This is a genomic window from Micromonospora sp. NPDC049081, assembly GCF_040648835.1.
In the GTDB taxonomy this organism is placed as follows: Bacteria; Actinomycetota; Actinomycetes; order Mycobacteriales; family Micromonosporaceae; genus Micromonospora; species Micromonospora antibiotica.
The window spans coordinates 104,686-119,969 of sequence record NZ_JBEZEK010000005.1 but is presented as its reverse complement, the minus strand read 5'-3'; the positions used below and the strand labels follow the sequence as shown (position 1 = coordinate 119,969).

Sequence of the window (15,284 nt, the reverse complement as noted above, 5' to 3'; positions counted from 1 at the left end):
GTCCGCGCCCGCGCGGGATCGGCGCTGGCCCACGGCGGGGCACTCACCCCACCCGTCATCACCGCACTGACCACCCTCGCCACCACCGAGTCCGGGTTTATACGAACCACAGCCGTAAAAGCGCTGCGTCAGGCTCCACCTACCGGCGAGCTCCAAAGGCTTTTTCTGCGACTTTTGAGGCATGTTGAAGACGACATTCGGCGGCAGGCGAAAGGCGCACTGATCAATCTTTCGCGACGGCGTCCGGAACTCGTACCCGATGTCCTGTCATATCTGGTGAGAGCCTGCAGTGGTCCCACGTCAGGGAGGGTGTCAGAGTGGGACGAGGCATATGAGACCTTGCGCGCCTATACAGAGGTCGCCCCATCGATCGTCCAATGATGAACGGGTCGAAGGCCTCAACCCGCCCTCAGTAAGGAGATGTTCACATCGGGTCAGACCGGGCGCACCGAAACTGCCGACCATTCCTAGATCAACCAGCCGACCCAGCAGGAACAGACTGTCTCAGTTTGACTGACAACTACCGAGCGGCTCACAACGCCGAACATCGATGCTCGGCGCTCGGTCGATCAGGCCCGCTCGGGGAATTGAGCGGCGAATGCCCGCCAGGCCGCCGGGGCGAAGACGAGAGCAGGGCCGTTCGGGTCCTTGCTGTCTCGTACGCCGACCGCGTCGACCAGATTCCCGGCAACCTCGACGCATGCGCCGCCATTGGTGGACGAGCGGGAAGATTTACGCCACGTGGCTCCAGTCAGGTCCATGTCCTCGCTACTTCCATGAGAAGGTCCAGGGTCAGGCCCAGCGGCAACGCCTCGCCTCGGATAGCGTCCCACGACACACCGAGGTCGGCAATCAAGTCAGCCTGCCCAATGACCTGCGCCGCCAGTTGGTTGTCGACGTATCCGGTCCGGGAGCCGTCGGGCATGTCAGCAATGATGAATGCCCCGGCCAGGTCCGGATACATGCCGGCGGACATCGGGACGACGCGCAACTGGATATGTGGCTGTTCAGCGCAGGCGATGAGGTGGCCAAGCTGCTCTGCCATGACGGCAGGCCCACCGCACGCCCGTCGGAGGACAACCTCGTCCAGGACGACGAAGAGTTGGGGTGCGGGGTCACGGTCGAGGACGACCTGCCGTTCGAGCCGGGCCGCGACTCGCCGGTCAAGCTCCGAGGTCGGCACCCGGGCCGCCTGAAAGGTGGCACGGGCGTACCCCTCGGTCTGTAGGAGGCCGGGCACGAAGGCGTGCTCGTACCAACGCAGTGCGGTCGCCTCGCGCTCAATTTCGATCCACTCGCGCAGCCATACCGGGGCCGCATCGCTCTTGACCAACTCGTCCCAGAGAGTCGTGAAGTAACCCTCGGTTCCCAGCGCCTCGTCCACCGACGCCAGGTAGGGCAGGGTCGGCGGCTTCACCCCGGTCTCGATCGCGCTCACCTGGGAATCCGAGCAGAAGATCCGCTCGCCGAGCTGCGTCTGGGTGAGCCCGGCAGCCGCCCGACGTCGCCGTAGTTCACGCAGAAGGTACTCCGACGGAGAGATTCCCACGGCTTCCACACCCTTCCACGGCGATCCCCTGCATTCCTCGCCAGCTCGCAACAGACCATCGCGCTCCGCAATCACCTGATCACTAGTCCGAAGCCAAGGAGCAAAAGTCCAGGGTGGAGGACGGAACGGCGCGATCGGTGCGGAGAAGCCCGGCGGTCGCGTTCGTGGTCGGGCTGCCCCGACAGCAGTACCGAGGCAGCCCGACTCCACGCCGTCACAGGGAGAGTCATGTCCAAGAAGCCGGAGCCCGCTCCGAAGCCCCAACCCCAACCAACCCCGCCTCCGCCCCCACCACCGCCCGCGCCGCCGATCGTCCCCGGTCCGATCGGTCCGTTCATTCCGCCCTACCGGGGGCCGGGCCGGATCACGAACGTGGTGCTGACGGATCGGTGGAAGCCGGGCCGGAACCGGGGGCCGGGACGATGAAAGAACCGAGACTGAGGGCCGGCGACCTCATCCACCTGACCCGCGAGGTCAGCCCGCAGTTCATCCGGCCGATCACGGTACGGGTGATCCGTGAACTGCCCGACCGCCACACGTACGACGGCTGGACCTGGATCGAGGCGTACGAGCTGGGGCCGGACGGCCTGGCCCGACGACGGCGCGAGCTGTACGTCCGCCGCGCCGGGGTGCGTTGGCTCCCCTCCCCGCCTCCGGCAGCGCCTCGGCCACCCGCACCACGGGCGGCGGTGAAACGGACGACCCCGAAACCGAAAACCGGAGCGGCGAAGCCGACGGCAGGAAGGTCGGCGGCAAGGAAGCCGGCAGCTCACGGCTCGGTGGTGTCGACGTGACGCCGCTCGACGGGCTCGCCCATCGGCCGCTGCGCCCGATCTGGCTGTGCCGCCTCGACGCGAACCCGTGGCCGTGCGGGGAGGCGAAACTCGCCCTGCGCGCCGCGTTCGCCGACGATCGGCCGGCTCTGCTGGCCCCGCTGTCGGCGCTGCAACGGGAGGCGGAGGAGCACCTCACCCAGCTCGACAGCGGCCGGTCGAACAATCTCACCGACCGCTTCCTGTCCTGGGCACGGCCACCCGACCACTGAGCCCTTCGTGCGACCCGTCGGCAGGCGGTGCGGCACGATGGGGGCATGAGCGCACGGGTACGGGCACCAGAGTTGCGTGGTCGGGGCTGGTTGAACACCGGGGGGCGGGAGCTGAGGCTCGCCGACCTGCGGGGCAAGATCATTCTGCTCGACTTCTGGACCTTCTGCTGCATCAACTGTCTGCACGTGCTCGACGAGTTGCGCCCGCTTGAGGAGAAGTACGCCGACGTGCTGGTCGTCGTCGGGGTGCACTCGCCGAAGTTCGAGCACGAGAAGGATCCGGCCGCGCTGGCCGCCGCCGTCGAGCGGTACGGCGTGCACCACCCGGTGCTCGACGACCCCGAGCTGGACATGTGGCAGCAGTACGCGGCGAAGGCGTGGCCCACCCTGGCGGTGGTCGACCCGGAGGGTTACGTGGTCGCCACGATGGCCGGCGAGGGTCACGCCGAGGGGCTGATCCGGCTGGTCGACGACCTGATCGCCGCCCACGAGGCGAAGGGCACCCTGCACCGGGGCGACGGGCCGTACGTGCCGCCGACGCCACCGGAGACGACGCTGCGCTTCCCCGGCAAGGCCGTGCTGCTCGACGGCGGCAACCTGCTGGTTTCCGACTCGGCCCGGCACAGCCTGGTCGAGCTGGCCCCGGACGGCGAGACGCTGCTCCGGCGGATCGGCTCCGGCGAGCGGGGCCGGGTCGACGGGCCGGCCGCCTCGGCGGGCTTCGCCGAGCCGCAGGGGCTCTGCCTGCTGCCCGCGCACGTCGCCGAGGTCGCCGGCTACGACCTGCTGGTCGCCGACACGGTCAACCACCTGCTGCGCGGCGTACGCCTCGACACCGGCGAGGTGACCACGGTGGCCGGCACCGGCCGGCAGTGGCGCTCCACTGTCGACGACCACGCCCACGACGCGCTCTCCGTCGACCTCTCCTCCCCGTGGGACCTGGCCTGGTACGACGACAAGGTCATCGTGGCGATGGCCGGCATCCACCAGCTCTGGTGGTTCGACCCGATCAAGCGGACCGCCGGCATGTGGGCCGGCACCACGGTCGAGGCGCTGCGCGACGGCCCGCTGACCGAGGCGTGGCTGGCCCAGCCGTCCGGCCTGTCCGTCTCCGCCGACGGCACCCGGCTGTGGGTGGCCGACAGCGAGACCAGTGCCATCCGTTTCGTGCAGGACGGCGTGCTCGGCACCGCCGTCGGGCAGGGCCTGTTCGACTTCGGGCACGTGGACGGGCCGGCCGACCGGGCGTTGCTCCAGCATCCGCTGGGGGTGTGCGCGCTGCCCGATGGTTCGGTGCTGATCGCCGACACCTACAACGGCGCGGTACGCCGCTTCGACCCGGCGACCGGCCTGGTCGCCACGGTGGCCGACGGGCTGGCCGAGCCGAGTGACCTGGTGCTCACCGCCGACGGCGGGGTGCTGGTGGTGGAGTCGGCCGCGCACCGGTTGACCCGGCTCGCCCCGGGCGCGTTGACCGCCGCCGGGGCGGACACCGTGGACGGTCCTCGGCACCGGCTGGAACGCAAACCCACCGACGTAGCGGCCGGCGAGGTGACCCTCGACGTGATCTTCACGCCCGCCCCAGGGCAGAAGCTGGACGAGACGTACGGGCCGTCGACCCGGCTGGTCGTCTCGGCCTCGCCGCCGGAGCTGCTGGTCGAGGGGGCGGGCACCGGCACCGAGCTGTCCCGCCGGCTGGTGGTCGACCCGGCCGTACCCCAGGGGGTGCTCCAGGTGACCGCCCAGGCCGCCACCTGCGACGCCGACGTCGAGCATGCCGCCTGCCACCTGACCCGGCAGGACTGGGGCGTCCCGGTGCGGGTCGTCGACGACGGCGCGACCCGCGTCCCGCTGGTGCTGCGCTGCCTGGACACCTGAGCGCCCGCCGCCGCAGCAGCAGACCGCGACCGGCAACGGCCCGGCGGTGGGAACGGTCCTAACTGACCCACCCGCCGGGCCATCAGGCCGCCGGGCCACCGGGCCACCGGGGACGGTCAGGCGAACGGGGTCGGGGTGACCCCGGCGTCGATCAGCGCGGCCCGCACCAGGGCGGCCGACGCGACCGCGCCGGGGCTGTCCCCGTGCAGGCAGATCGACGCGACCGGGCACGGCACGACGGTCCCGTCGACCGCCACCACCGTCTGCTCGGTGGCCATCCGGACCGCCCGGACGGCCACCTCCTCCGGGTCGGTGACCAGCGCGCCCGGCGCGGTACGCGGCACCAGCGCCCCATTGGGCAGGTAACCCCGGTCGGCGAAGCCTTCGGGGACCGCCCGCAGGCCCGCGCCGACGGCGAGCTGGGCGAGGGTGGAGCCGGGCGCGCAGAGGATCGGCAGCTCGTGGTCGTACCCACTGACCGCCGCGACCAGGGCGGCGGCCTGCACCTCGTCGGTGGCCGCCGCGTGGTAGAGCGCGCCGTGCGGTTTGAGGTAGCGGACCCGGGTGCGGTGGGGTCGGCAGAACGCGTCGAGCGCCCCCAGCTGGTAGGTCACCTCGTCACGCAGCTCGTCGAAGTCGTACGCGATGTGCCGGCGGCCGAAGCCGGCCAGGTCCCGGTAGCCGACCTGCGCGCCGACGGCGACGCCGCGTTCGGCGGCGGCGGCGCAGACCCGCCGCATGGTCGACGGGTCGCCGCCGTGGAAGCCGCACGCCACGTTGGCGGAGGTGACCAGGTCGAGCAGCGCCTCGTCGTCGCCGAGCCGCCAGATGCCGAATCCCTCGCCGAGGTCAGCGTTGAGGTCCATGGAATCTCACCGTAGTCCCCGGTCGGGCCTGCGCGAGCCCGGTCACGTCGTCCACCACCCCGATCACCGGGTACCCGCCGGTGGTCGGATGGTCGGCCAGGAAGATCAACGGTTGGCCGTCGGCGGGCACCTGCACCGCGCCGAGCACCACGCCCTCACTCGGCAGCTCCCCGGCCACCGCGCGGGGCAGCGCCGCGCCGACAAGTCGCGCACCGACCCGGTCACTCACCGGACTCACCGTGTACGCCGTGCCGAGCAGCGACACCAGCGCGTCGGCCGTGAACCAGTCGGCGCGTGGGCCGGGGCGCAGGGTCAGCCACAGCTCGTCCGGCACCGGCCGGCCGACGGTGAAGTCCACCGGGGCGGGTGGCCCGGCCGGCGGGCCGAGCGGGAGCCGGTCGCCGTCGCCGACCGGGGGTGGGCCGAGGCCGGAGAGGGTGTCGGTGGACCGGCTGCCGAGCACCGGGTCGACGGCGATCCCCCCGTCGACCGCCAGCCAGTTGCGCAGCCCGTGCCGGGGCGACCCGATCCGCAGCACGGCCCCCGCCGGCACCGCCAACGGCCGGCCCACGTCGCCGGGGCGGCCGTCGACCCGGATCTCGACGTCGGCCCCCGTCACCGCGACCGTGCCGGCCCGGGTCAGCCGCAGCTCACCGCCGCCGAGTGTCAACTCCAGACCGGCGGCGTCCGCCGGGTTGCCGACCAGCCGGTTCGCCAGCGCCAACGCCGCCGGATCCAGCGCCCCCGACCGGGGTACGCCGAGATGCGCCCACCCGGGCCGCCCCAGATCCTGCACGGTGGTACGCGGTCCCGCCCGGCGCACCTCGATCACCCCACGGGTCGGCCCGGATGGTTGCTCCGCCCGGCGCACCCCGGTCGCCCCGCCCCCGGTCGGTCCGCCCTCGGCCGGCCCGGTCGGCTGCTCCGGCTGCTCCGCTCGACTCGTCCCGGTCATGCCGGCACCGGCCGGGACCGGGGACCGCCGGTCACCCGGTCACCAGCCGGACCCGGGTGCCGGGGGTGAGGGTGGCGGGTGGGTCGGCGGCCACGTCGAAGAGGGTGAGCGTGGTCCGCCCCACCAGCAGCCAGCCACCCGGCGAGGCGGTCGGGTAGATCCCCGCGTACGGGCCGGCCAGGGCCACCGAGCCGGCGGGCACCCGGGGGCGCGGGGTGGGCAGTCGGGGCACCGCGTACTGCGGGGGGAGGCCGGTCAGGTAGCCGAAGCCGGGGGCGAAGCCGCAGAACGCCACCCGGAACTCGGTGTCCCGCAGCCGTTGCACCACCTGGGGCACGGTCAGTCGCCAGTGCGCGGCGACCAGGGGCAGGTCTTCACCGTCGCACACGGTGGGAACGTCGACGGTGCCGGCGTCGGCTGTGGTGGTGACCGGGTCGGGGGTCCAGCCGGCGATCCGGGTGGCCGTCGACTCCGGGTCGGGCACCCCGTCGAGCAGGACGGTGCCGGCCGCCGGGACGATCTCGGCGGCGTCCAGCTCACCAGCGGCGCGGCGTCGCCACAACTCGGCCCGCCACCGTTCCACCTGGCCGGGGTCGTCACAGTCGAGCAGGAGGGCGTGCCGGCCCACGGGTCGGATGCGCATCCCGCCATACTCCCCGATCGATGTGCCGTCCAGGGTCGCTAGACTCGACAGGTCTGGTGACGGGTCGCACTACCTAGAAGTAACCTACGGTGCCGTAACCTGATTCCGTGACCACCTCCGCACCGCTTCGACTCAAGCCTGTCGACATCGGTAAGCCCCGGATGCGCGGCTGGCTGCACACCTACGCGTTCTTCGTCGCGCTCGTCTGCGGCACCGTGCTCTGCACCGTCGCGGCCACCCGTCCCGGCTGGGCGCCCCTGGTCAGCTGCCTGATCTACAGCGTCACCGTCTGCGGCCTCTTCGGCACCAGCGCCCTCTACCACCGCCGGGTGTGGTCGGAGCGCGGCTACCAGATCATGCGCCGGATGGACCACTCGATGATCTTCGTGTTCATCGCCGGCACGTACACACCGCTCTGTGCGCTGCTGCTCGACCGGCGGATGGCCACCCTCATGCTCGCCCTGGTCTGGGGTGGGGCGTTGGCCGGTGTGGCCGTCAAACTGATCTGGCCGCACGCCCCGCGCTGGGTCTCCGCCCCGCTCTACCTGGCCCTCGGCTGGGTGTCGGTGGCGATCCTGCCGCAGATCCTGCGCCAGGGCGGGGTCACCGTGCTGGTGCTGCTCGCCGCCGGTGGGGCGATGTACAGCATCGGCGCGGTCTTCTACGCGCTGCGGCGGCCCAACCCCTGGCCCACCGTCTTCGGCCACCACGAGTTCTTCCACGCCTGCACCCTGCTCGCCGCCCTCTGTCACCACATCGCGATCTACTTCGCCCTCTTCGCCTGATCACTAGTCTCCGGCCGGTCCGGGGGCGGTCGCGCCGGCCGCGCGCCAAGCCGGAGCCGGCCTGAGCAGGGAACAGTTCAGGGGCCCCGCGCCGTTGCGGGGCCCCTGAGATCATGTGGTGCGGTGCGGTCAGACCGGGTAACCCGGGCCGCGCGCCTCGCGGTACTCCTCGCGTACCACCTGGCCGCCCTGCGCCGGCACGACCCGGTCGGCGACGACCTGGTCCTGACGCACGGCGGTGGTCACCACCGCCCGGCGACGGCTGTTCCAGAAGAAGAGGGTGGTCAGCAGCCCGACGAGGCCGGCGAGCATCAGCACCCAGCCCACCACGTCGAGGTTGAGCCATCCCAGGTCGGCGTCGACGGCGAACGCGAAGATCGCACCCACCGCGATGAGGAAGATGCTGGCACCGATGCCCATGACGTCGCCTCCTTGGCTGTCAGCTGGCGTTACCCACCCGCCACGGCCATCGAGGGCATCGATGAGCGAGTGGCCCCACTGACATACCCAGGCGACACTCGCGTCAATCAGGCAAGCTGGGGGAATGACGGACGGCGAGGCCGAGACACGGACACTGGTGCTGCTGCGGCACGCCAAGGCCGAACAGCCCGGGAACGGCTCCGACGTCGACCGGCGACTGACCGCACGCGGGCACGCCGACGCCGCCGCCGCCGGGGCGTGGCTGGCCGGGCAGGGTCTCCTCCCCGACGTGGTGATCTGCTCGGCGGCCCGCCGGACCAGGCAGACCTGGCACGACGTGGCGCTGGGCATGACCGGGGTCCCGCCGGAGGGTGGCCCGGCGGGGACAGCACCGGTGGTGCGGTACGCCGCCGCCGCGTACGAGGCGCACCCGGACGACCTGCTCGACCTGGTGCGGATGGTCGAGCCGGAGGCCCACACGGTCCTGCTCGTCGCCCACAACCCGGGCATCTCGCTGCTGTCGGCGCTCCTCGACCCGGAAGGGGCCGACCGGGAAGGGCTGCGTACCACCGGTCTGGTGGTGCACCGGGCGGCAGCCCCGTGGGCGGAGTTGACACCGGGCGACACCCCGGTCGTCGACCGGCACACCGCCCGCGGCTGACCCGACCCACCCGCCGGGCAGCCCGGCTCTGATGACGTCGTCCCGCGGCGGCCGGTCAGCGGCCGGTGTCGTCCAGCGGGGCGGCCGGTCAGCGGCCGGTGTCGTCCAGCAGGACGGCCGGTCAGGACGGGGGTGCGGTGGGCGGGGGCGGATCGGGCGGCGGCGGCATCATCGCGGTCGGGTGGGAGAGCCGGTTCTCCTCCACGATGAGCGTGCGCGCCCGCTTGCGCCGGTCCTGCCAGAACCAGAGCGTGGTGAGCAGCACGGCCAGGCCGGCCAGGATGAAGACCCAGCCGACGGCGCGCAGGTTGATCCACCAGACGTCGGCCCGGATGGCGAACGTCATGATCGCGCCGAGCGCGATGAGAAAGATGCCGCTACCAATGCCCATGTGCGCTGCACTCCCCCGTGCGGTGGCCGTTGGGCGTGCCCTGACGTGGTCCGCGCGGGTTACCCGCCCAGCAGCCCTCCTACCGGGATCGCACCCGGCAAATCTGGCCCCCTCTCCCGACCGCTTCCCGCGCGCCTCAAGGTGACGCTGTCCCGATCCTCATCGTCGACGCAGAAGGGCCGATGTGGTGATGTCCGGACGTCCCGGACACCGCCACATCGGCCCCCTACGCGTCACCCGCCGAATCCGGCCGGCTCGACCCGGTCGGGACGGCGGTCAGGTCAGAAGGCTTCCTCCGGGATGTCCATGATGTCCAGGTCGGCGCCTTCGATGATCCGGCGGTCGGCGCCGATGCGGGGCAGCACCTCACGGGCGAAGAACCGGGCGGCGGCCACCTTGCCGGTGTAGAACGCCTGGTCGGTGGTGGAGACCTCACCGGCCAGCGCCTTCAGCGCCACGTCGGCCTGCTTCTGGAGCAGCCACCCGACGACCAGGTCGCCGAGGGCGAGCAGGAAGCGGCGGCTGCTCAGGCCGACCTTGTAGAGGCTGCGGGTGTCGCCGCCCTGAGCCTCACCGAGCCAACCGGTCAGCACGACGAGGATGTTCTGGATCTCGGCGAGCGCCCGACCGAGCGCCTGCCGCTCCTCCTTGAGCTGCCCGTTGCCGGCCTCGGTGCTGATGAACTCCTGGATCTCACCGGCGACCGAGGTGAGCGCCCGGCCGTTGTCCCGGACGATCTTCCGGAAGATCAGGTCGAGGCTCTGGATCGCGGTGGTGCCCTCGTACAGGGTGTCGATCTTGGCGTCCCGGACGTACTGCTCCAGCGGGTAGTCCTGGAGGAAGCCGGAACCACCGTAGGTCTGGAGCGACTCGTGACCGAGCAGCTCGTAGGCCCGCTCGGAGCCGACGCCCTTGACCAGCGGCAGGAGCAGGTCGTTGACCCGCCTGGCCACCTTGGTGGCCGGTTCGTCGCCGGCCGCCTCGGCGACCGCGATCTTGTCCTGCCAGGTGGCGGTGTAGCAGACCAGCGCCCGCAGCCCCTCGGCGTACGACTTCTGCATCAGCAGCGAACGGCGCACGTCCGGGTGGTGGGTGATGGTGACCCGGGGCGCGGCCTTGTCGGCCTGCTGGGTCAGGTCGGCGCCCTGCACCCGGTTCTTCGCGTACTCCAGGGCGTTGAGGTAGCCGGTGGACAGGGTGGCGATCGCCTTGGTGCCGACCATCATCCGGGCGTACTCGATGATCATGAACATCTGCCGGATGCCGTCGTGCTTCTCACCCAGCAGCCAACCCTTGGCCGGTACGCCGTGCTCGCCGAAGGTCAGCTCGCAGGTGTTGGAGACCTTGATGCCCATCTTGTGCTCGACGTTGGTGGCGTAGACGCCGTTGCGCTCGCCCAGCTCGCCGGTCTCGGCGTCGAAGTGGAACTTCGGCACGACGAACAGGGACAGCCCCTTGGTGCCCGGGCCGCCGACGCCCTCGACGCCGACCGGACGGGCCAGCACGTAGTGGACGATGTTGTCGCTCAGGTCGTGCTCGCCGGAGGTGATGAAGCGCTTCACGCCCTCGATGTGCCAGGAGCCGTCCGGCTGCTGGACGGCACGGGCCCGGCCGGCGCCGACGTCCGAACCGGCGTCCGGCTCGGTGAGCACCATGGTGGAGGCCCACTGCTGGTCGATGAAGAGCTTGGCCCACTTCTTCTGCTCGTCGGTGCCCTCGACCTCCAGCACGTGCGCGAAGGACGGGCCGGAGGCGTACATCCAGACGGGCGCGTTGGCGCCGAGCACCAGCTCGGCGAGCGACCACCAGAGCGCGCGCGGGGCGCTGCTGCCGCCGAGGGACTCGGGGAGGTCCAGCCGCCAGAACTCGGAGTCCATGAACGCCTGGTAGGACTTCTTGAACGACTCCGGCAGCGGCGCGGTGTGCGTCGCGGGGTCGAAGACCGGCGGGTTGCGGTCGCTGTCCTGGTAGCTGGCCGCGAGGTCCTCACGGGCCAGGCGGTCGACCTCGGAGAGGAAGCTGCGGGCGGTGTCGACGTCCAGGTCCGTGTACGGCTCCTGGCCGAACGTCCGGTCCGCCCCGAAGACCTCGAACAGGTTGAACTCAAGGTCCCGAAGGTTGCTCTTGTAGTGGGTCATGCTCGCTGGCCCCGCTTCCGGACAGGTGTTACCGATCAGTAACCCCCACTGTATTACTCACCGGTAGGCAGCGACAACCCGATCGTCGAAGTGACGGCGATCACAGCCCGGCGCGCGTCAGTTCTCCGCCGCGCCGACCTCCCACGACGGCACCGCCACCGTCACCCCGCTACGCGGCCCGGTGTACTCCATCAGCACCAGGGCGATGTCGTCGTCGAGCCGCCCGTGCACCCACTCGACCAGCGCGGTCTCCAGGGAGGCCAGACCGTCGCCGACCGTGCCGTGGCCGAGCAGCCGCCACGCCCGGTCGGCGGTCGGGAAGAACTCGCCGTCCCGGCGTGCCTCACCGAGACCGTCGGTGAACAGCAGCAGCCGGTCGCCCGGCTCCAGCCGCTCCACCCGGGGCCGGACCACCGGCATGAAACCCAGCGGCGGCGCGGGCGCAGGCGGCTCCAGCGGGATCACCGCGCCCCGACGCAGCAGCAACGGCGCCGGATGGCCGCAGTTGACGATGGTCAGCGTCCCGCCGCGCTCCTCGACCACGGCCGCGGTGACGAAGTCCTCGTCCCCCACGTTGCGGGCCACCGCCCGGTCCAGGTCCGCCACCACCGCCCGCAGGTCGGGCCGCTCATAGGCGACGTGCCGGTAGGAGCCGAGCACGATGCTGGCGAGCCGGACCGCGTCCAGCCCCTTGCCCCGCACGTCCCCGATGATCATCCGGACGCCGTACGGGGTGTCTATCGCCTCGTACAGGTCACCGCCGATCTCGGCGGTGGCCGTGGGGGAGATGTACCGGGCCGCCACCGCCAGGGTCCCGACCTGCGGGCCGAGCGGACGCAGCACGGCCTGCTGAGCCACCGAGGCCAGCCGGGACAGCTCGCCGATCCGCACCACCTGCCCCTGCCGGACCGCCGCCACACTGGCCGCCACCACGGTGGCGAAGGCGATCCCGACCAGGGACACCGCAGTGGTCAGCTTCATCGCCGGATCGGCCACCGCGAAACCGGCCCCGACCAGCAGCGCGAGGAAACCCACCCCGGCCACCGCCCGCCACGAGGCGAAACCGGCGGCCAGGATCGGCGCCACCGTCATCAGTGCGACGTAGTGCACCGCACGACCGTCGGCCGACTCGATCGCCGAGACGAGCGCGAGCAGCCCGACGGCCGCGCCGACGCCGGCGCGGGACCCGGGACTCAGTGGGCCTCGGCCCAACTGGAAGGCATGTTTACGTACGTGGGACAGCATGCCTGATGGAACCGGGCCGGAGAATGAACCTAGCCCCACGATTGAGGGTGTTCTACCCGGCCGTCCCGCTGCTGTCACCGTTCGCCGTCAGCCCAGCACCTCGTACCTGACCGTCAGTTCACCCAGGTCGACCGAGGCGATCGCGGCGAAGGCGGCCCGGGACAGGTCGATGCAGCGCCCGTCGACGAACGGGCCACGGTCGTTGATCCGCACGGTGACGGACTTGCCGTTGGCCGGGTTGGTCACCCGGACCTTGGTGTTGAACGGCAGGGTCTTGTGCGCGGCGGTCAGCGCGCTCGGGTCGAAGTTCTCCCCGTTGGCGGTCAACTGACCCTCGTCGTAGAAGGACGCGCCGCACGAGCCGCTGTCGACGACGTTGCTCTTCGGGGCCGCCTTCTTGGTGGTGGCGGACGGCTTGGGCGCGGGCGTGCGCGGCTTGCTCCGGGAGGCGGCCTGGGTCCGGGTCGCCTTCGGGCTGGCCGTGGCGGTGGGCGACGGGCTGGCGGTCGGGGAGACGGTGGGGCTGGCACTTGGGCTCGGGGTCGGCGCGGCGGTGGTGCCGACGACGCCGGGGGTGACCGGGTCCACGACCACGGGGGCCGGCGCGTCGTCGGCCGTCAGCTGCACCGCGCCGACGGTGCCGCCGACGGCGAGCGCGACACCGAGCGCGGCGGTGGCCGCGATGCCGGCGGGCGAGGAGAAGATCCGGGTACGGGAGTGCCTGCCAACCACCGGCTCGGTCCTTTCGTATGCCTTCATAGCGGCTCGGACGGTAACGACAGAAGCACTTCCGAAGTCAACGTGATCATGGTGGTATGCCCGGAATTACAGTGATACGTGTGACCGATCAGCCGACGGCCGGTGGGCCGCACGGGCCAGAATGCCACCGCTGGCATTCACCACCGAGGACGGGGCGCATGACCGCCGCGCCGCGTACCCGCGAGGATGGGGCCATGACCGCCGCGCTGCGCGCCCGCCTGGTCGAGCTGTACCGCTGGGTCGACCCGGGGCCGGGCAGCAGCCACCTGGTCAGCGACGTCTCCGGCTGGTGGCGGGACCCGCAGGTGCTGGCCGGGCTCGGACCGGCCCTGGTCGCACCGTTCCGCACCGACCGGCCGACCGTCGTCGTCGCCCCCGCGGTGACCGGGTTGATGCTCGGGCCGCTCGCCGCGACCGCCCTCGGTGTCGGCTTCGTCCCGGCCCACAAGCCCGGCGACGGCCGACTCCCCGCCGGCCCGCTGACCTGGGCGCAGAGCCCACCCGACTTCCGGGGCCGGCAGGTCGACCTGGCGGTACGCGACGACCGGCTCGGCGCGGACGACCGGGTGCTCATGGTCGACGACTGGGTCGCCACCGGAGCCCAGGTGCGGGCCGTCCGGGACCTCTGCGCCGCCCGGGGCGCACACTGGGTCGGCGTCGCCGCCGTGGTCGTCGACCTGCCCGACCCGGTCGCCGCCGAACTGGGCGCACGCGGGCTACTCACCCCCGCTGACCTGCCCTGACCCACGCTCCGGTGTCAGCCCGGCCAGGTGAACCGCACGAACTCCTCGACCGCCGTGCAGACCCGCCCCAGCACCTCGGCCGAACGGGCCAACGGGCCGGGCACCAGCAACCCGTGGTCGGCGTCCGGCACCTCCAGCACGTGCGGGGTGAGCCGCCGCGCCACCGCGCCGTCCCACGCCCCGTCGGCCGTACCGCCGACCAGCAGGAACGGCGCGGACGCCCGGCCCAGGGCCGCGACCACCTCGGGCCGGTGCAACAGCGGCGTCAACCAGATCGCGGCCAGCCCCCGGTCGGCGGCGAGCGGGGCGGCCAGGGTGCCGAGCGACTTGGCGACCAGCAGATCAGTCGGCGTTGCCAGGGTCAGGGCGACCTGTCCGGCGACCCAGTCCACCGCCACCGCCGGGGGTGCGCCGTCCATCCCGATCCCCTCCGGCGGCTGCCAGCTGATCTCGTGCACGTCGAAGCCCGCCCGGCGCAGGCCCTCACCCGGGTAGGCGAACAGCGGGTAATGGGTGTCGTAGCCCCGCCCGGGGACGAACACCGCGCGTCGGTCCACCATGGTCCCCTCCCGTCGTCGACCCACCGTAGCGACGGCGACGCCGGCCGTGGGGGCGTCGAAACCGGCAGTGCGGCGCGTCGAAGCCGGGCGTGGGGGCGTCGAAACCGGGCGACGGGACAGCGGCACCCCGGTAGCCTCGGCCGCATGTGGCCACGGATCGGCGGACTCCGCACGCTCGCCCTCGGCACCCCCGGCGAGCTGCGCACCACCCTCAACACGTTGGTGCTGGCCGGGGTCAAGACGGCCACCGCCGGTCTGCTCACCGAGTACGCCGCCGAGACCGAGGAGTTGGAGCACGTCGGCGAGCGGCTGGCCCTGGTCGACGACCGGGACACCCTCGTCGGAGTGGTCGAGGTGACCGGGATCGAGGTCGTCCCCTTCGCCCGGGTCCCCTGGGACTTCGCCCGCTCCGAGGGGGAGGGCGACCGCTCGATCGAGGACTGGCGGGCGGGGCACGCCGGCTTCTGGGCCCGGGCCGGCACCCCGGTCACCGACGACACCGAGATCGTCTGCATCCGGTTCCGGCTGGTCTCGGCCGGCGACGGCGGGACACGCACCGGCGACCTGGGCACCTGACCCAGCCCCGGGCCGCACCCCGTCAGTGTGTGCGGCCCCCGCCAGTGCGTGCTGCGGCGACCGGTCAGGG

The 15,284-nt window shown here is 72.1% G+C and carries 18 protein-coding genes; 7 read left to right on the top strand and 11 right to left on the bottom strand.

Features of this window, described 5'->3' with window-relative positions; all coding sequences use genetic code 11:
- Window positions 1-569 precede the first annotated feature (569 nt).
- Both AB0B63_RS10620 and AB0B63_RS10615 read right to left on the bottom strand, forming a co-directional pair.
- Window positions 570-761, bottom strand: coding sequence for a DUF397 domain-containing protein (locus AB0B63_RS10620; protein ID WP_357016767.1), 192 nt, complete (start codon window positions 759-761; stop codon window positions 570-572).
- Window positions 752-1,549: a helix-turn-helix transcriptional regulator gene (locus AB0B63_RS10615; RefSeq protein ID WP_357016764.1), complete on the bottom strand. Its 798-nt coding sequence runs from the start codon at window positions 1,547-1,549 to the stop codon at window positions 752-754. Before AB0B63_RS10615 ends, AB0B63_RS10620 begins: the two co-directional genes overlap by 10 nt.
- A 422-nt stretch (window positions 1,550-1,971) precedes the next feature.
- Between AB0B63_RS10615 and AB0B63_RS10610 the strand changes: the two genes are divergently transcribed.
- The 3 genes from AB0B63_RS10610 to AB0B63_RS10600 are packed head-to-tail and all read left to right on the top strand — an operon-like array spanning window position 1,972 to window position 4,472.
- Window positions 1,972-2,343 carry a hypothetical protein gene (locus AB0B63_RS10610; protein ID WP_357016761.1) on the top strand — a complete coding sequence of 124 codons (372 nt, stop codon included), beginning with the start codon at window positions 1,972-1,974 and terminating at the stop codon, window positions 2,341-2,343.
- Window positions 2,340-2,594 carry a flavin reductase gene (locus AB0B63_RS10605; protein ID WP_357016758.1) on the top strand — a complete coding sequence of 85 codons (255 nt, stop codon included), beginning with the start codon at window positions 2,340-2,342 and terminating at the stop codon, window positions 2,592-2,594. The genes AB0B63_RS10610 and AB0B63_RS10605 overlap by 4 nt, the downstream gene beginning before the upstream one ends.
- 45 nt (window positions 2,595-2,639) lie before the next feature.
- On the top strand, window positions 2,640-4,472 hold the full coding sequence (locus AB0B63_RS10600; RefSeq protein ID WP_357016755.1) for an NHL domain-containing thioredoxin family protein: 1,833 nt from the start codon (window positions 2,640-2,642) through the stop codon (window positions 4,470-4,472).
- 116 nt (window positions 4,473-4,588) lie between these two features.
- Here AB0B63_RS10600 and AB0B63_RS10595 read toward each other — a convergent pair whose 3' ends face one another.
- Genes AB0B63_RS10595 through AB0B63_RS10585 form a run of 3 tightly spaced genes read right to left on the bottom strand, consistent with a single transcriptional unit; the run spans window position 4,589 to window position 6,936 of the window.
- Window positions 4,589-5,338 (bottom strand): 5-oxoprolinase subunit PxpA, encoded by a 750-nt coding sequence (locus tag AB0B63_RS10595; protein ID WP_357016752.1) that lies wholly within the window; start codon window positions 5,336-5,338, stop codon window positions 4,589-4,591.
- Window positions 5,322-6,293, bottom strand: coding sequence for a biotin-dependent carboxyltransferase family protein (locus AB0B63_RS10590; RefSeq protein WP_357016749.1), 972 nt, complete (start codon window positions 6,291-6,293; stop codon window positions 5,322-5,324). Before AB0B63_RS10590 ends, AB0B63_RS10595 begins: the two co-directional genes overlap by 17 nt.
- Window positions 6,294-6,324: 31 nt before the next feature.
- Window positions 6,325-6,936, bottom strand: coding sequence for an allophanate hydrolase subunit 1 (locus AB0B63_RS10585; RefSeq protein ID WP_357016746.1), 612 nt, complete (start codon window positions 6,934-6,936; stop codon window positions 6,325-6,327).
- Window positions 6,937-7,043: 107 nt separating this feature from the next.
- Between AB0B63_RS10585 and AB0B63_RS10580 the strand changes: the two genes are divergently transcribed.
- Entirely contained in the window at window positions 7,044-7,721 is a 678-nt protein-coding gene (locus AB0B63_RS10580; RefSeq protein ID WP_357016742.1) for a hemolysin III family protein, read from the top strand.
- Between the two features lie 129 nt (window positions 7,722-7,850).
- Here the strand turns inward: AB0B63_RS10580 and AB0B63_RS10575 are convergent, their stop codons facing one another.
- Complete coding sequence (locus AB0B63_RS10575; protein WP_357016739.1) at window positions 7,851-8,141, bottom strand: DUF6458 family protein; 291 nt, start codon at window positions 8,139-8,141, stop codon at window positions 7,851-7,853.
- 124 nt (window positions 8,142-8,265) lie between these two features.
- Between AB0B63_RS10575 and AB0B63_RS10570 the strand changes: the two genes are divergently transcribed.
- Window positions 8,266-8,802 carry a histidine phosphatase family protein gene (locus AB0B63_RS10570; RefSeq protein WP_357016736.1) on the top strand — a complete coding sequence of 179 codons (537 nt, stop codon included), beginning with the start codon at window positions 8,266-8,268 and terminating at the stop codon, window positions 8,800-8,802.
- A 121-nt stretch (window positions 8,803-8,923) separates the two neighbouring features.
- Here the strand turns inward: AB0B63_RS10570 and AB0B63_RS10565 are convergent, their stop codons facing one another.
- The 4 genes from AB0B63_RS10565 to AB0B63_RS10550 form a co-directional block, all read right to left on the bottom strand.
- Window positions 8,924-9,193 (bottom strand): DUF6458 family protein, encoded by a 270-nt coding sequence (locus AB0B63_RS10565; RefSeq protein WP_091253403.1) that lies wholly within the window; start codon window positions 9,191-9,193, stop codon window positions 8,924-8,926.
- 281 nt (window positions 9,194-9,474) lie between these two features.
- Window positions 9,475-11,331, bottom strand: a complete 1,857-nt coding sequence (locus tag AB0B63_RS10560; protein ID WP_357016733.1) for an acyl-CoA dehydrogenase — start codon at window positions 11,329-11,331, stop codon at window positions 9,475-9,477.
- Window positions 11,332-11,448: 117 nt separating this feature from the next.
- Window positions 11,449-12,576, bottom strand: a complete 1,128-nt coding sequence (locus AB0B63_RS10555) for a PP2C family protein-serine/threonine phosphatase (RefSeq protein ID WP_219465479.1) — start codon at window positions 12,574-12,576, stop codon at window positions 11,449-11,451.
- An 87-nt stretch (window positions 12,577-12,663) separates the two neighbouring features.
- Window positions 12,664-13,308, bottom strand: a complete 645-nt coding sequence (locus AB0B63_RS10550; RefSeq protein ID WP_357016728.1) for a septal ring lytic transglycosylase RlpA family protein — start codon at window positions 13,306-13,308, stop codon at window positions 12,664-12,666.
- Window positions 13,309-13,529: 221 nt separating this feature from the next.
- On the opposite strand from AB0B63_RS10550, the gene AB0B63_RS10545 reads away from it, so the two are divergent.
- The gene (locus tag AB0B63_RS10545; protein WP_357017106.1) at window positions 13,530-14,078 is read left to right on the top strand and encodes a phosphoribosyltransferase; all 549 of its coding nucleotides are present in this window, start codon (window positions 13,530-13,532) and stop codon (window positions 14,076-14,078) included.
- A 14-nt stretch (window positions 14,079-14,092) separates the two neighbouring features.
- Here AB0B63_RS10545 and AB0B63_RS10540 read toward each other — a convergent pair whose 3' ends face one another.
- Window positions 14,093-14,638, bottom strand: coding sequence for an alpha/beta hydrolase (locus AB0B63_RS10540; protein WP_357016725.1), 546 nt, complete (start codon window positions 14,636-14,638; stop codon window positions 14,093-14,095).
- A gap of 144 nt (window positions 14,639-14,782) precedes the next feature.
- Between AB0B63_RS10540 and AB0B63_RS10535 the strand changes: the two genes are divergently transcribed.
- Window positions 14,783-15,214, top strand: coding sequence for an ASCH domain-containing protein (locus tag AB0B63_RS10535; protein WP_357016722.1), 432 nt, complete (start codon window positions 14,783-14,785; stop codon window positions 15,212-15,214).
- The last annotated feature ends 70 nt before the right edge of the window (window positions 15,215-15,284 follow it).

What these genes read in the sequence shown, in the direction of transcription:
- AB0B63_RS10620 (WP_357016767.1), bottom strand. Translation starts at nt 761, where the DNA reads ATGGACCTGACTGGAGCCACGTGGCGTAAATCTTCCCGCTCGTCCACC.
- AB0B63_RS10610 (WP_357016761.1), top strand. Translation starts at nt 1,972, where the DNA reads ATGAAAGAACCGAGACTGAGGGCCGGCGACCTCATCCACCTGACCCGC.
- AB0B63_RS10600 (WP_357016755.1), top strand. Translation starts at nt 2,640, where the DNA reads ATGAGCGCACGGGTACGGGCACCAGAGTTGCGTGGTCGGGGCTGGTTG.
- AB0B63_RS10595 (WP_357016752.1), bottom strand. Translation starts at nt 5,338, where the DNA reads ATGGACCTCAACGCTGACCTCGGCGAGGGATTCGGCATCTGGCGGCTC.
- AB0B63_RS10590 (WP_357016749.1), bottom strand. Translation starts at nt 6,293, where the DNA reads ATGACCGGGACGAGTCGAGCGGAGCAGCCGGAGCAGCCGACCGGGCCG.
- AB0B63_RS10585 (WP_357016746.1), bottom strand. Translation starts at nt 6,936, where the DNA reads ATGCGCATCCGACCCGTGGGCCGGCACGCCCTCCTGCTCGACTGTGAC.
- AB0B63_RS10575 (WP_357016739.1), bottom strand. Translation starts at nt 8,141, where the DNA reads ATGGGCATCGGTGCCAGCATCTTCCTCATCGCGGTGGGTGCGATCTTC.
- AB0B63_RS10570 (WP_357016736.1), top strand. Translation starts at nt 8,266, where the DNA reads ATGACGGACGGCGAGGCCGAGACACGGACACTGGTGCTGCTGCGGCAC.
- AB0B63_RS10565 (WP_091253403.1), bottom strand. Translation starts at nt 9,193, where the DNA reads ATGGGCATTGGTAGCGGCATCTTTCTCATCGCGCTCGGCGCGATCATG.
- AB0B63_RS10560 (WP_357016733.1), bottom strand. Translation starts at nt 11,331, where the DNA reads ATGACCCACTACAAGAGCAACCTTCGGGACCTTGAGTTCAACCTGTTC.
- AB0B63_RS10555 (WP_219465479.1), bottom strand. Translation starts at nt 12,576, where the DNA reads ATGCTGTCCCACGTACGTAAACATGCCTTCCAGTTGGGCCGAGGCCCA.
- AB0B63_RS10545 (WP_357017106.1), top strand. Translation starts at nt 13,530, where the DNA reads ATGACCGCCGCGCTGCGCGCCCGCCTGGTCGAGCTGTACCGCTGGGTC.
- AB0B63_RS10540 (WP_357016725.1), bottom strand. Translation starts at nt 14,638, where the DNA reads ATGGTGGACCGACGCGCGGTGTTCGTCCCCGGGCGGGGCTACGACACC.
- AB0B63_RS10535 (WP_357016722.1), top strand. Translation starts at nt 14,783, where the DNA reads ATGTGGCCACGGATCGGCGGACTCCGCACGCTCGCCCTCGGCACCCCC.